The organism is Actibacterium mucosum KCTC 23349 (genome assembly GCF_000647975.1).
GTDB classification, from domain to species: domain Bacteria; phylum Pseudomonadota; class Alphaproteobacteria; order Rhodobacterales; family Rhodobacteraceae; genus Actibacterium; species Actibacterium mucosum.
The window spans coordinates 57,059-70,737 of record NZ_JFKE01000010.1 but is presented as its reverse complement, the minus strand read 5'-3'; the positions used below and the strand labels follow the sequence as shown (position 1 = coordinate 70,737).

Annotated in this window: 11 protein-coding genes and 1 riboswitch; of the genes, 5 read left to right on the top strand and 6 right to left on the bottom strand. The window is 61.8% G+C overall.

Translation table 11 applies throughout. From position 1 onward, the window contains the following. Positions 1-2,139: an ATP-binding protein gene (locus tag ACMU_RS17395; protein WP_051588426.1), complete on the top strand. Its 2,139-nt coding sequence runs from the start codon at positions 1-3 to the stop codon at positions 2,137-2,139. Between the two features lie 143 nt (positions 2,140-2,282). Beyond that, complete coding sequence (locus ACMU_RS17390; protein WP_035262240.1) at positions 2,283-3,992, top strand: serine protease; 1,710 nt, start codon at positions 2,283-2,285, stop codon at positions 3,990-3,992. Positions 3,993-3,995: 3 nt separating this feature from the next. Here ACMU_RS17390 and ACMU_RS17385 read toward each other — a convergent pair whose 3' ends face one another. The 3 genes from ACMU_RS17385 to metZ all read right to left on the bottom strand — a co-directional run bounded on the left by ACMU_RS17385 (position 3,996) and on the right by metZ (position 7,865). Further along, a complete protein-coding gene (locus ACMU_RS17385) occupies positions 3,996-5,444 on the bottom strand; it encodes a TrkH family potassium uptake protein (protein ID WP_035262388.1) in 1,449 nt (482 codons plus the stop codon). Between the two features lie 47 nt (positions 5,445-5,491). Further along, the gene (gene folE2, locus ACMU_RS17380) at positions 5,492-6,547 is read right to left on the bottom strand and encodes a GTP cyclohydrolase FolE2 (protein ID WP_051588430.1); all 1,056 of its coding nucleotides are present in this window, start codon (positions 6,545-6,547) and stop codon (positions 5,492-5,494) included. Positions 6,548-6,686: 139 nt separating this feature from the next. Further along, positions 6,687-7,865, bottom strand: a complete 1,179-nt coding sequence (metZ, locus tag ACMU_RS17375) for an O-succinylhomoserine sulfhydrylase (RefSeq protein WP_035262385.1) — start codon at positions 7,863-7,865, stop codon at positions 6,687-6,689. 47 nt (positions 7,866-7,912) lie between these two features. Beyond that, positions 7,913-7,989, bottom strand: a riboswitch (SAM riboswitch). Positions 7,990-8,104: 115 nt separating this feature from the next. Between metZ and ACMU_RS17370 the strand changes: the two genes are divergently transcribed. Both ACMU_RS17370 and ACMU_RS17365 read left to right on the top strand, forming a co-directional pair. Further along, a complete protein-coding gene (locus ACMU_RS17370; RefSeq protein WP_035262234.1) occupies positions 8,105-9,046 on the top strand; it encodes an alpha/beta fold hydrolase in 942 nt (313 codons plus the stop codon). Positions 9,047-9,072: 26 nt separating this feature from the next. Then, on the top strand, positions 9,073-9,777 hold the full coding sequence (locus ACMU_RS17365; RefSeq protein WP_035262231.1) for a glutathione S-transferase N-terminal domain-containing protein: 705 nt from the start codon (positions 9,073-9,075) through the stop codon (positions 9,775-9,777). A gap of 78 nt (positions 9,778-9,855) precedes the next feature. Here ACMU_RS17365 and ACMU_RS17360 read toward each other — a convergent pair whose 3' ends face one another. The 3 genes from ACMU_RS17360 to ftsY are packed head-to-tail and all read right to left on the bottom strand — an operon-like array spanning position 9,856 to position 12,466. Continuing rightward, positions 9,856-10,461: an inner membrane-spanning protein YciB gene (locus ACMU_RS17360; protein ID WP_035262383.1), complete on the bottom strand. Its 606-nt coding sequence runs from the start codon at positions 10,459-10,461 to the stop codon at positions 9,856-9,858. A 2-nt stretch (positions 10,462-10,463) separates the two neighbouring features. Continuing rightward, positions 10,464-11,366 carry a DMT family transporter gene (locus ACMU_RS17355; protein ID WP_035262227.1) on the bottom strand — a complete coding sequence of 301 codons (903 nt, stop codon included), beginning with the start codon at positions 11,364-11,366 and terminating at the stop codon, positions 10,464-10,466. Further along, on the bottom strand, positions 11,363-12,466 hold the full coding sequence (gene ftsY / locus ACMU_RS17350; RefSeq protein WP_035262224.1) for a signal recognition particle-docking protein FtsY: 1,104 nt from the start codon (positions 12,464-12,466) through the stop codon (positions 11,363-11,365). The genes ACMU_RS17355 and ftsY overlap by 4 nt, the downstream gene beginning before the upstream one ends. Between ftsY and ACMU_RS17345 the strand changes: the two genes are divergently transcribed. Continuing rightward, positions 12,465-13,676 (top strand): alkane 1-monooxygenase, encoded by a 1,212-nt coding sequence (locus ACMU_RS17345; protein WP_081805591.1) that lies wholly within the window; start codon positions 12,465-12,467, stop codon positions 13,674-13,676. The genes ftsY and ACMU_RS17345 overlap by 2 nt on opposite strands. The last annotated feature ends 3 nt before the right edge of the window (positions 13,677-13,679 follow it).

Below are 13,679 nucleotides of genomic sequence, written 5' to 3'. Positions count from 1 at the left end.
ATGACGGACTTCACCAATCCCGGTCGCCGCGGCATTTTCGGGCTGTACCTGAAGCTGTCGGCGATTTTGGTGCCAACGTTCTTGGTTCTGGCGGCTGCTGGCCTGCTGTGGGTGACAGAGCAGATCACGCGCGCCAGCCAGGAACAAATGGCCCTGAGGGTTGGGAACGCAACCGCGCGTGTCGGCGCGGGGATCGAAAGATGGGGGGATCAGTTCGACGACGAGGCCGACTGGAAGAACATCGCGGTCAAGGAATTGATGCTGACCTTGCTTTCGGATCAGTCCGTGCGATGCGCGGTTCTGAACAATGCGGAAACCGGGGAAGAACTGCGCATCGTCCCCGAGGGTATCGGCTGCACCGGCCAGACCTTTCACGAAACGCTCGAATTCGAAATCTGGGGCGTTCCCGATGTGAACCTCGTGGTCAACTATTCCTTCCGGGAAATATTCGAGACACGCCAAAAACAGCGCGAATTGACCTTTCTGTTGCTTGCTGGCGGTCTTCTGATCGCCGTGGCCAGCAATTTCGTATCGTTCAGCGTTGTGATTGGTCGCCCCTTGCGCAAACTGATCGATCGATTTCAATCCGCGCGGGTCGAGGCAGAGGCCGCCAACCACGCAAAATCCGATTTCCTTGCCAAGATGAGCCACGAGATCCGGACGCCAATGAACGGCATCATCGGCATGGTCGACATGTTGGAGCATACGCGGCTGGACCGGGAACAAAGCTCTTACATTCAGACCATTTCACGCTCGGGCGAAGCCCTGTTGATGATCATCAACGATATTCTCGATTTTTCGAAGATCGAAGCGGGAAAAATGGTGCTGGACCGAACATCGTTTTCGGTTTTCGACACGGTCGAGGACGTGGCGCGTCTGTGCGCACCGGCGGCGTATGCAAAGGGCGTGGAAATCTATGTCGACATCAACGCCGGCACACCCGATTTGCTGATTGGCGACGCCGGGCGGCTAAGGCAATGCGTGCTGAACCTTGTTGGGAACGCCGTCAAATTCACATCGCAGGGCCATGTTCTGGTGCGTTTGGGCACCGACGGACGATACCTTGACATCGATGTCGAAGACAGCGGTATCGGCATTCCGCCCGAACAGCTGGAGAACGTTTTTTCGGCGTTCGAGCAGGTGGACGGGGCCAAAACTCGGAAGTTCGGTGGCACCGGTCTGGGCTTGGCGATCACCCGGCAACTGATCCACCTGATGGGCGGCAAAGTCTCGGTGACCTCAACCGTTGGCCAAGGCAGCCGCTTTCGGTTGTCGCTGCCGCTGCGCCTTGTTGATCGTGAAACGCCGACGACGTCACTGCCGCCTTTGCGATGCAACGGCAAAACACCCCAGATCTGGCTGCTGGACAGCAACGTGCAACGTGCCACCATCATTGCGCGCGTCCTGCGGATGTACCGCGCAGAAGTTACGATCCTGACAGATCAGTCCAAAATGATCACCAAACCGGAAACGCCGGACCTTGTTCTGCAGGCTGATCCCTTGTTGTCCAAACCGGTGCGTAAAGCGCTGGCTGAACATGCGGGACCGCGCCTGCCGATCATTGGTTACAATCGCCGAGAATTTGACGAAGTAGCACCAAGCGGTCAGGCGACGATTGTCACCTGGCTGCTTGACCCTGTGACCCGCCGCGAATTGCACAAAGCATGCGATCTTGCTTTGCAACACGGCGCCAACCGGCCTGCGGAAAATGCAGCGTCAAAGTCCAAATTGCCGGACCTGTCCAAGCTCAAGATCTTGGTTGCGGACGACAACAGGACCAATCGCCTCGTTGTCAGCAGCTTCCTGCGCGCCACGAAGGCGCAAATCACTCTGGCGCATGACGGGGTCGAAGCCGTTGAAAAAGCCGCCGAAATTGATCCGGACATTATCCTGATGGATCTCTCGATGCCGCGCATGGACGGCCTGTCCGCCACAGAGGCAATTCGCAAAACGTCGACCGGCAGGAATGTCCTGATTATCGCGCTTACCGCGAATGCCATGGACAGCGATCGCGCGGCATGTATCGCGGCGGGCATGGATGACTTTTTGTCAAAACCGTTGCGACGCGCCGAATTGATGGACAAGATCGCAGAACACGGTCTGGTTGCGCCGGCAACGAAACACTCGGATGCGGCCTGACATCCCCCCGGATTCATGACGCCTCTGTGCATCACTTTGCAACCAATCGCCCCCCAAAACAGCATTTACCATGGTGCAAAACAACCGCTGTCGGCTTAGGGTCGGCAAAACGGGCAAATATGTATCATTAAGGTGAACATCGAATGAAACAGGTGATTGGTGCAGTGTCATTCATTTGCGCAATGCTGTTGGGAAGCATTGCGTTTGCGCAAGGCACAACGTGGATCCAGGTTGAAGCGCATCCAACATTGCGAGAGGCCGAAGGGCGCGCCCGCGCCTATTCTAACGCCATGGACAATGTCGCTGGATTTCGCGCCGGGACAGGTTGGTACGTCGTTGCAATCGGCCCGTTCACACCCGACGCAGCCGCCACCGAATTGCGCCTGCTGGTGCGGGGCGGGCTGATTCCGGCTGACAGCTATCTCGCTGACAGCCAGGCATTCCGGCAGCAGTTCTGGCCCGTGGGCGCCGCAGCGGCGGCCCCGGCAGCCACACCGCAACCTCAGGTCATTGAAACGACGCTGCCTGACGAAAGCCCCCGCGAAGCACGTCAAAGCGAAGGCCGCATGACGCGTGACGAGAAGATGGCGCTGCAGGAGGCGCTGCAATGGGAAGGCTTCTACAAGGCTGCAATTGATGGCGCTTATGGCCCGGGCACCCGGCGTTCGATGCGCGAATACCAGGCCGCAATGGGGTACGAAGCCACGGGTGTTCTGACCACCCGCCAGCGCGAGGAACTGATGGCAAACTACCGCGCCGTATTCGCCAAGCTGGGTCTTGCAGAAGTAGAGGAGGCCGAGGCCGGCATCCGCGTGACCATGCCAACCGGCCTTGTCAAGTTCAGCCGCTACGAAGCGCCGTTTGTTCATTTCGACAGCGCCACCGACGACGGTGTTCGGGTGCTGCTGATCAGCCAGCGCGGCGATCAGGCCACGCTGTTTGGCCTGTATGACATCATGCAGACACTCGAGATTGTGCCGCTGAATGGCGCGCGCGAACGAAAAAGCAACAGCTTTACCCTCACCGGTCAAAGCCCGTCTTTGAACTCGTATACATACGCTGCGACGGACGATGGTTTTGTCAAAGGTTTCACCCTGATTTGGAAGCCGGGCGACGAGAAACTGATGCAGAAAACCGTGCAGATTATGCGCGAAAGCTTTGCGCCCTATGGAGATATCGCCCTGGATGAGACACTGGGCGACCCGAACGCGGTTCAGGGCCTGGACCTGTTGTCCGGCCTGGATATCCGCCGCCCCGAGCTGTCACGCAGCGGCTTTTTTGTGGATGCAACCGGGTCGGTCCTGACCACAACGGATGTTCTTTCGCAATGCGCGCGCGTGACCATCGGAGAAGAGGAAGAGGCCGACATCGTGGCCCGCAATGATGCACTGGGCCTTGCCCTGTTGTCGCCGCGCAACGGGTTGGCACCGCTTAGCCATGCGGCCTTTTTGTCGGCGACACCGCGCCTGAAATCCGAAGTTGCCGTTGCGGGTTTCTCGTACGAGGACGTGTTGGACGAGCCGGTGGTGACCTATGGCCGCCTGGCGGACGTCAAGGGCTTGGCGGGTGAAGACAGCATCAACCGCCTGGAACTGGCGGCGCTGCCCGGCGATGCCGGCGGGCCGGTTCTGGACGTCTCGGGCGCCGTTTTGGGCCTGTTGATGCCGGCGACCCAGGGCGCGCGGCAATTGCCCGGCGATGTCAGTTTTGCCTCAAACGTGCCGACCATCGCCGGTTTCCTGTCGGAAAATGGTGTGACGTTTGCCGCAGCGGACGGCGCGGGCGCCTTGCATCCGGTTGAATTGACGGCGCTGGCGGCGGACATGACCGTTCGGGTGTCTTGCTGGAACTGAGGTTCAGCCGCGCCAGAAGCTGACGGTTAACAAGGCGTAGACCGCAAGCAGTTCCAACCGGCCAATGAGCATGGCGGCCGACAAAAGCCACTTTGCCGTGTCGTTGAGCGGCGCAAAACTGCCTGCCGGGCCAATGGTATCGCCAAGGCCCGGCCCGATATTGGCCAGCGCCGTGGCCGCGCCCGAGATCGAGGTGACAAAGTCCAGCCCCGTCATCGACAGCGCCACCGCCAGCACCCCCAGCGACACCACGAACATCAGGAAAAACGCCATCACCGATGACAGCACGTCATCGGACACGCGGCGGCCCTCGTAATGCGGGGTGAACACGCCATGGGGCGAATGGATGCGCTGCAACTGCGCCCGGACCGAGGCAAAGAGCAGCTGAAACCGGAACACCTTGATCGAACAACAGGTCGACCCGGCGCAGCCCCCGATCAATCCGATAAGGAAGAACACCGTCACCGGGAATGCGCCCCACAGCTGATAATCGGTACTGGCATAGCCTGTCCCGGTCAGGATGGACGCGCCGTTGAACAACACTTGCCTGAGTGCGATGCCAAAGCTGGCGCCATTGGCCACCAAGTTGAAGGCGACCAACATCACGACAATGATCACGAAGGTCACAAGGAACGCCCGCACCTGACTGTCATGCAAGATCGCACCGGGTTGTCCGGCAAGGATTTGGACGTAGCGTACAAAAGGCAGGCTGGCCAGGATCATAAAGACCGTTGCCACGATCTCGGCCGCGCCGGGGAAAGCGCCGAATGAGGCATCGGTGGTGGAGAACCCGCCGGTCGCCACCGTGGTCATCGCGTGGTTGAAGGCGTCAAAGGGTGACATCCCCACCAGCACGTAACAGACGTGGCAAACGGCGGTCAGGCCCACATAGATCACGATGATCCGCGCCGCGATCTGGGCCGCGCGGGGCAGCACCTTGCCCCCGGTGTCAAAGCTTTCGGATCGGAAGATCTGCATGCCGCCCACACGCAGTTCGGGCAGAAACACCATCGCCACAACGATGATTCCCACGCCGCCAAACCATTGCAGCATCGACCGCCAGACCAGAACACCCGGCTGCATGTCGTCCAGCCCCACGATCACCGTTGACCCGGTGGTGGTCAGGCCCGACATCGCCTCGAAAAACGCATCCACCGCGCGCATCTCGGGGCCGCCGATGTAAAACGGCAGCGCGCCAAAGATCGGCAGAACCAGCCACACGCCGGTGGTCATCAAAAAGGTCTGTTGCAGGGTCAGCCGCCCCGACATGCCGCTGACGCTGGACATCGCCAGCAGGGCACCGGTCAGAACCGTCAGGATCGCCCCTTCCAGGAATACGAACCAGTTGTCGTTGCCCGTCCACAGGTCCACCGCCAGCGGAATCAACATCGTGCTACCCAGCACGGCCACCAACAGGCCAATTACATATCCCACCGGACGCAGATCAATCATGGGCGCAGGCTTGGCCATTGCGCCGGGCGGTGTCAAGCCGGGCGTGATCAGCCGTGGTGGATGAGCGAGGCGAAAAGCTGTGGATCGAGGCTTTGCTGGGCAAACGTGTCGCCTTCGACAACAACAGACACGGCATCGTGGCTGTGCAGGCTTTCCTGATGGCTGGCCACCACGCGGAAATCGCCGATCCGGTCATCGGCTGCCAGACCTTCGGCAAACAGCCGCACCGCGTCTTCGACAAAGATCGGGTTGGCGGCGTTCAGCTCGGCAAAGGCCTGTTCGTCCTCGCGCTTGACCATCACCTGGGTTTCGGTGGGCACGGCGGCGCGGCAGATGTCGATCAGGTCTTCGAACCACATGCGGCAGGCATCGTCCTTCATCGCCACCGAAATACGCGCGACCGAGCGCTGCGAATGCGGCGTGGCAAGCTGCCCGCGTTCGGCCCGCGCATGTTCGCTAAGCTCCAGCGAGCAGGGGCAGGTCGAGGAATAGACATAATCCAGATGCATGATCTTGCGGCGCTGGCCGGCATGCTCGCTGAGTTCCAGCGCGATGTCGTAATACTGAAACCCCGACAGGCCCGAGCGCAGCGATGGCCGGCGCACGGGAAACGAAAAGCGCATCATGATGCGGGCATCGAAACTGTCCAGATCGCGCTGATAATCATCCAGCGCGGTCGAGATCACCTCGAAGCTGAAGGCGCGTTCGGAATGCGCGTAAAAGCTGCGCATGATGCGGCTCATATTGATGCCCTTGCGGTCGGCATCCAGGCTGACGGTGCCGGTGACCGAGGTTTCTAGCGTCAGGTCACCATTGTCGCGGGTGTGATAGCGGATCGGTAGGCGGAAATTGGAGATGCCCACATGCTGCAACGCCTTGCGGGCGCCGCGGATCAGGCTTTCGGGGCCGTTCTGCAGATCAGGCAGCGTGGCGCGATAGGCGGCGTCGGCCTGAAAATCCTGCGGATAGTCACGGCGCATCGGCGGACGATTATCCAGCGCATTGCCGGGAACCAACCGCGAAACGGCTGGATCCACGGCTGCCAGTTCTTCAGGCGAGGCATGCGCCGCCCAGTCCCGCAGACGCGCCAATGCGGCACGCATATCGTCAAGGTCTTCTTTTCCCTTGGCCGGTTTCTGAACGGTCACTGGCGCCTCCCTCATTGGCCCAATCGTTCACACAATCTAGGCGCTTTCAGGCACAAGTCCAATTCCTGCGCCCAATATAGGCGCTGACATTGGGTCAAATCGCGTTCAGGGCCTGTAACAAATCGGCCAGGATGTCATCGCTGTCTTCTAACCCCATGCTGATCCGCAGAAGGCCCGGCGCAATGCCCAGGGTATCTTTCTGCTCGTCCGTCAGACGCTGATGCGTGGTGGTTGCCGGATGGGTCACAAGGCTTTTGGCATCGCCCAGATTGTTGGAAATGGTCACCAGTTCCAAGGCGTTGAGAAAGCGGAACGCGCCATCTTTGCCACCGGTCACTTCGATCGACACCACGGTACCGCCCGAGCCCATCTGTTCAGCCGCAATCGCGTGCTGTGCGTGGGCTGACAGACCCGGGTAGCGGACCTTGGCAATCTTGTCGTGGCCGTCCAGCGCCTCGGCGATCTTCTGGGCGGTCTCGGCCTGTGCGCGAACGCGCAGGTCCAGTGTTTCCAGACCTTTCAGCATCACCCAGGCGTTGAACGGGCTCATCGCGCCGCCTGTATGCTTCAGATACGGCTCCAACGTGCCACGAATGAAGTCCTTTGTGCCCAGAACCGCTCCACCCAGACAGCGGCCCTGACCGTCCACATGTTTGGTGGTTGAATAGACAACGACGTCAACACCCAGTTCCAACGCGCGCGAGAACACCGGCGTCGCAAAGACATTGTCGGCAATAACCAGCGCGCCAACCTCATGCGCCAGGTCACACACGCCTTTCACGTCGATGACCTCCAGCGTCGGGTTCGACATGGTTTCCAGGAACACCGCCTTGGTGTCGGGGCGCAGCGCCGCGCGCCATGCGTCCAGATCGGTGCCATCGACAAATGTCACCTCAACCCCAAAGCGCGGCAGGATGGTTTCCAGGATGAACAGGCACGACCCAAACAGTGCCCGCGACGACACCACGTGATCGCCCGCCTTCAACGCCGAGGTCAGCGCCGCGTTCACCGCCGCCATGCCCGAAGCCGTGGCAAAGCAATCCTCGGCCCCCTCGATGGCGGCCAGACGTTCCTCGAACATGCGCACGGTCGGGTTGCCATAGCGGGCATAGATAAACTCGTCCTCGCCCAGCTCGACAAACCGTGCCTCGGCCTGTTCGGCAGTGTCATAGACAAAGCCCTGGGTCAGAAACATTGCCTCGGACACTTCGCCATACTGGCTGCGGCGTGTGCCGCCATGCACCTGTTTCGTCCGATTTTTCCACTCAGCCATCGCGCGTCCTTTCGCACAAAAAAACCCCGCACCGGTGAAGGCGGGGGTGTCATGCATCCCTGACCTTTTAGCGGCATATTTAACGTGGCCCGCAATCCGGTAACAAATCGCCACGGTTCTGCAGATACCCCGGGGCCATGGTGCCGTCAAGCCACGTCATGCTTCTGTCACCAAGGGTTCACGGGCCTGTCGCAGTAGCCCGTTAGTGGCAAACCACAAGATGTTGTGGGAGCTGCCGGATGCCCCTCGTCAAGATCAACGCCGTGGGCACATCAATTGTTTCACCGACCGGAGTAGCGCCAGAGCCGCTGCTGCACCGGGCCATCGCGGACTCGCCCCGTCATACCCCCATCGTCATCATGGTGCACGGGTTCAAGTTCTCGCCCCGCCGCAAAGGCCGAAACCCGCACAACCATATCCTGTCTCCCGCCCCCGAAAGCCGGGACCGCAAGGCTATTTCGTGGCCCCGCCACCTTGGTTTTACCGGGAAACCGGGCGAAGGTGTGGCGCTGGCATTTGGCTGGCAGGCAGATGGAGACATCTGGCGCGCTTACGATACGGCCCAGAACGCCGGTGTGGCGCTTGCTGATCTTTGTATTCTGTTGCAAGAGATGGCCCCACACCGCCCCATTCACTTCTTCGCCCATTCGTTGGGCGCACGGGTCGCTCTGGCCGCGCTGCGCGCCCTACCCGCCCACAGTATCGATCGCATGGTCCTGATGGCCCCGGCCGAATTGTCGCGCACGGCCTGTGCGGCCATGAACAGCCCGGCCGGGCAGACGGCGCAGGTTCTGGCCATCACCAGCCGGGAAAACGACCTGTTTGATTTCCTCTTCGAAGGGCTGGTCGGCCTCAGCCACGGGCCCGACCGCACCCTGACCCACGCCACGCGTGGCACGCCGCCCAACCTTGCTACGTTGCAGATCGACCATCCCCAGACGCTGGCGGCGCTGGGTGATCTGGGCCACCGTGTTGCGCCCTCGCGCCGCAAGATATGTCATTGGAGCCCGTATCTGCGCCCCGGCATGTTCCCGCTTTACCGCGCCTTCCTGTCGGGTAAATTGCCATTCAACGCGCTGAAAAACTGCCAGCGCAGCGCGCAATCGCCGCGCTGGTCGCGCCTGTTGCCCGCGTTGCAGGCCGCAACCCTCTTGCCAGCCGCAGGTAAATCCCCATCTTGAACCGCAAGGGTTCAGGGGAGAGAACAATGACCGCACCGATCGAACTGTATTTCTGGCCCACGCCCAATGGCTGGAAGGTTTCCATCGCGCTGGAGGAAATGGGCCTGCCCTATAATCTCAACCTGATCAACATCGCCAAAGGCGACCAGTTTGCCCCGGATTTCCTGAAGCTTTCGCCCAACAACCGCATGCCTGCCATCGTCGACCCCGACGGGCCCGGCGGCGCCCCGATCTCGATCTTCGAAAGCGGCGCGATCCTGCAATACCTGGCGCGCAAAACTGGCCGGTTTTACGGCGAGACCGAGCGCGACCGGATCGAGGTGGACCAATGGCTGATGTGGCAAATGGGCGGCCTCGGCCCGATGGCCGGCCAGGCGCACCATTTCCTGAAATACGCCCCGGCGATGGAGCCCCCTAACGACCTGCCCTATGCCAAAGACCGCTACCGCACCGAAACCGGCCGCCTCTACGGCGTGCTGAACAAACGGCTGGCCGACCGGACGTATGTGGCGGGCGATTTCTACTCCATCGCCGATATGGCGATCTGGGGTTGGGCCTCGCTGTGGGAGGGCCAGCAACAAACGCTGGACGACAAACCCCATTTCGCCGCCTGGCTAACCCGCGTCAGTGACCGCCCCGGCGTTCAGGCCGGTCGCGCCCTGGCGGCCGAGCTGCGGTCAAACCTGCAAGCGGACAAGAAATCGCACAGCCACCTGTTCAAACGCAGCTGATCCACACCCGCCACCCCGAGGATGGAGCCAAAGGCGAGAGCCGAGAAAAAACAGCGCGCCGCAAGGCGCACAATCAGGTCACGCCTCGTCGCTTTCCTTGTTGGCATAGGCGTCGAACAGCTTCCCCTGCGTCATGAAAAACGCAAATATCGCCAGCGTCAGCCCGAAGGTTTTGAAGTTCACCCAGGCATCCGTGCTCATCGTGCGCCACACAAACTCGTTGGCCACCGCCAAACCGCCAAAAAACATCGCCAGTCGCCGGGTCAGGATCATGAACCCCTCATCGGTCAGGGGCATGACGCCCTCCATGACATATTGCAGGTACGACTGCCCGCGCAGCAGGCCCAGCCCCAGCACACCGCCAAAGATCACGTAGATGATCGTGGGTTTCATCTTGATGAACCGATCATCGTTCAGCCACACCGTCAGCCCGCCGAACACCACCACCAGAACCGCCGTGACAATCTGCATGCGCGACACCTTGCCCGTCAGCGCCCAAAGCGCCGCGGTCGAGGCCAGGATCAGCGGGATAAACCCGGCAGTGACCAGGATGAACCCGTCATATTCGGTGCCGCCAATGGCAAAACTGCGGTCGCGCAGCATCATATAGCCCACAAAAAACGCCACGATGGGCCCAAATTCCAGCGCCAGCTTCACCACAGGGTTCACTTTTTTCTCGTCCATCTTCATCCACCAAGTTCCACGATCACCGCCCCTGCGGCGATCAGGCCCATCAGCGCCACGCGCCGCGGGCCGGTTTGTTCTCCCAATAGCACCCATCCGATGAGCGCAGCAAATACCGTCGAGGTTTCGCGCAGCACCGCCGCCTCGCCCACCTTGTCCAGCCGCGTGGCCATCATCACCGAGCCAAAGCTGCCAAAGGCCACAATGGCGCCGATAAACCCGTGCCGCAGCAATGGGCCCAGATCCGGCCGCACCGGCATGCGCCACCAACGCCGCGCCGCGATCACCGGAAAATCCACCGCCGTGATCAGGAAAAACCACGCAAGAAAAGTAAATGGGTTCGGTGTGGCCCGAATTCCATAGGCGTCATAGGTGGTATACACCGCCACCATACCGCCAGTCGCCACTGCCAACCACAAAGCCGGCACCAACGTGTCGCGGTCCACCTCGATATGGATCAGGTTGTAAACCGCCAGACCGAAGATCCCCGCCAGCAACGAGGCCACGCCCACCCATTGCAGCGGCGCAAAGGTCTCGCCAAAGATCAGCCACGCGCCAACCACGGTGAACAGCGGCCCGGTGCCGCGCACCACCGGGTAAACCACGGTGAACGCCCCGCGCGCATAGGCCAGCGCCATCCCGACCTTATAGACGAAGTGAATGCCCAGCGCCCCGAACAGCAGCAGCCACTGGTTGCCCTGCGGCCACGGCACCAGGAACAGCGCGATGGGCGCGGCCAGCACGAACAGCCACACATCGATGGCGCCGCGGCTGATCCACGGATCGTACCGCCCCTTTTGCAGCGCCCCGAAAATCGCATGCAGCACTGCCGCCGTCAGGGCCAGCATCAGGGCAACCTGATGGCCGGTCTCGGTCCCCTGAATGGCGTTCAGCCAGTTGCTCACCCGTCAACACCCGCCAGGGCCTTGGCAAAATCCTCGGGGTCAAACGGGGCCAGATCGTCGATCTGCTCGCCCACACCGATGGCGTGGATCGGCAGGCCGAACTTATCGGCCAATGCCACCAGCACACCGCCCTTGGCGGTGCCGTCCAGCTTGGTCATCACCAGCCCGCTGACATCGGCGAGCTTTTGGAAAATCTCGACCTGGTTCATCGCGTTCTGCCCGGTGGTCGCGTCCAGCACCAGCAGGGTATTATGCGGCGCGTCGGGGTCTTTCTTGCGGATCACGCGCACGATCTTGGACAGCTCCTCCATCAGATCGGCGCGGTTTTGCAGCCGCCCGGCGGTGTCGATCATCAACAGATCGGCCCCGTCATCCTGCGCGCGTGTCATCGCGTCAAAGGCCAGGCTGGCGGGATCGGTCCCCTCGGGCGCGGTCAGAACCGGCACCCCGGCGCGGTCACCCCAAACCTGCAACTGCTCCACGGCCGCGGCGCGGAACGTGTCACCCGCCGCGATTACCACGTTTTTGCCCGCCGCCTTGAACTGGCTGGCCAGCTTGCCGATGGTCGTCGTCTTGCCCGAGCCGTTCACGCCGACCACCAGAACCACCTGCGGGCGCTTGGGATAAAGCGGCAGGGGTTTGGCAACGGGCTCCATGATCCGGGCAATCTCGGCGGCCAGCAGCCCCTTGATCTCGTCGACCGAGACCCGGCGGCCCAGCCGCCCCTCGGCCATATTGGCGGTCACGCGCAGCGCCGTGTCGACACCCATATCGGCGGTGATCAGCAGCTCTTCGAGGCTTTCCAGCATGTCGTCATCCAGCACCCGGCGTTTCACCGGGCCGTCGCGGCGCCCCAGCACGCGCGAGATCAGGCCGGGCTGCGGTGCAGGCTCGGCAGCAGGCGCAGGCTCGACGGCAGGCGCCGGTTCGGACACGGGGTCCGGCGCCGCTGGCGCGGCGGGTTCGGGCGCAGTTTCGGGGGCGATATCGGCCTCGGGCGGGGTCTCTTCGCCCCCCTCGTCAACAATCGCTTCCAACCCCTCTTCCAGCTTGGAAGAAGATTTGAACATCCGGTCTCTGAGCTTTTTGAAAAACGCCATGCATACCTCCGACCCCCGTCACTTAATCGTAATCCGGGCCAAGGGAAAGGCCGGGGCTGGCCATGGCCGCGCGAATGGCGCATTCTGCGCCCCAACCGACGCGACCCGAGCCCCCAACGTGACCTCTAACGCCACCCATCTGCGCCTGTTTTCGGCCATCACGCTGACCCCGGCGGGGCTGCTGGCGCTGGCGGGGCTGGCGGGCGGTGGTTGGGTCTGGGCGGCGCTGATCTATATGACGGCGCTGACCTATGGGTTGGACAGGGTGCTGCGGCTGGGCCTGCAAAACGCGCCCGAGGGCGCCGAGTTCCCGGCCAGCGACCGGTTGCTGGTGGCGTTGGGGGTGGCGCATTTTGTGCTGTTCTTGTTGGCGGTGATGGCGGTTTCGGGGCAAATGGCGCTGACGACGGCTGAACGGATCGGCGCATTCTTCGCCTTTGGCCTTTACTTCGGGCAGGTCTCGAACTCGGCCGCGCATGAGCTGATCCATCGCGGCGCGCGGCCCCTGCACCAATTGGGGCGCTGGATGTATATCTGGCAGCTGTTTGGCCACCACGCCTCGGCGCATCCGCTGATCCATCACCGCTGGGTCGCCACGCCGCGTGATCCGAACTCGGCCCGGTTTGGTGAAAACGTTTATGCCTTTGCGTGCCGTGCGTGGGTCGGCTCGTTCCGTGCTGGGCTGCAGGCTGAAAACGCCCGGACAGCGCGGGCAAGTACGCAAAAACCCATGTGGCAGCATCCCTTTGTGGCATATGTGCTTGGCGCGATGCTGGCCTTGACGCTCAGTTGGGCCTTCGCGGGGCCGGCGGGTATGGCAGCCCATTTGGCCTTGGCAGTGTATGCGACGTTCCAATTGCTGATATCGGACTACGTACAGCATTACGGGTTGCAACGAGCCCCTCAAGGCAGCGGGTACGAGCCCGTGGGACCAGCCCATTCGTGGAACGCGCGGCAGTGGTTCTCTGGCCGGCTTATGCTGCACGCACCGCGCCATTCGGACCATCATGCGCATCCCACCCGCCCCTACCCGGCCTTGCACATCGACCCGCCTAACGCGATGCCGCGCCTGCCGCACAGCTTGCCGGTGATGGGTATGATCGCGCTGATCCCGCCATTGTGGCGGCGCAGTATGGATCATCGGGTCGGCGACTGGTTGCCGGGTGGCAAACTGGCCGCTGGCACCCTGCCCGCCGACATGGCAGACTGACCA

Bases quoted from the DNA above. Each gene is read 5' to 3' on its own strand.
- ACMU_RS17395 (WP_051588426.1), top strand. From the start codon at position 1: ATGACGGACTTCACCAATCCCGGTCGCCGCGGCATTTTCGGGCTGTAC.
- ACMU_RS17390 (WP_035262240.1), top strand. From the start codon at position 2,283: ATGAAACAGGTGATTGGTGCAGTGTCATTCATTTGCGCAATGCTGTTG.
- ACMU_RS17385 (WP_035262388.1), bottom strand. From the start codon at position 5,444: ATGATTGATCTGCGTCCGGTGGGATATGTAATTGGCCTGTTGGTGGCC.
- folE2 (WP_051588430.1), bottom strand. From the start codon at position 6,547: ATGCGTGCCGCATTGGCGCGTCTGCGGGACTGGGCGGCGCATGCCTCG.
- metZ (WP_035262385.1), bottom strand. From the start codon at position 7,865: ATGGCTGAGTGGAAAAATCGGACGAAACAGGTGCATGGCGGCACACGC.
- ACMU_RS17370 (WP_035262234.1), top strand. From the start codon at position 8,105: ATGCCCCTCGTCAAGATCAACGCCGTGGGCACATCAATTGTTTCACCG.
- ACMU_RS17365 (WP_035262231.1), top strand. From the start codon at position 9,073: ATGACCGCACCGATCGAACTGTATTTCTGGCCCACGCCCAATGGCTGG.
- ACMU_RS17360 (WP_035262383.1), bottom strand. From the start codon at position 10,461: ATGGACGAGAAAAAAGTGAACCCTGTGGTGAAGCTGGCGCTGGAATTT.
- ACMU_RS17345 (WP_081805591.1), top strand. From the start codon at position 12,465: ATGCATACCTCCGACCCCCGTCACTTAATCGTAATCCGGGCCAAGGGA.
- ftsY (WP_035262224.1), bottom strand. From the start codon at position 12,466: ATGGCGTTTTTCAAAAAGCTCAGAGACCGGATGTTCAAATCTTCTTCC.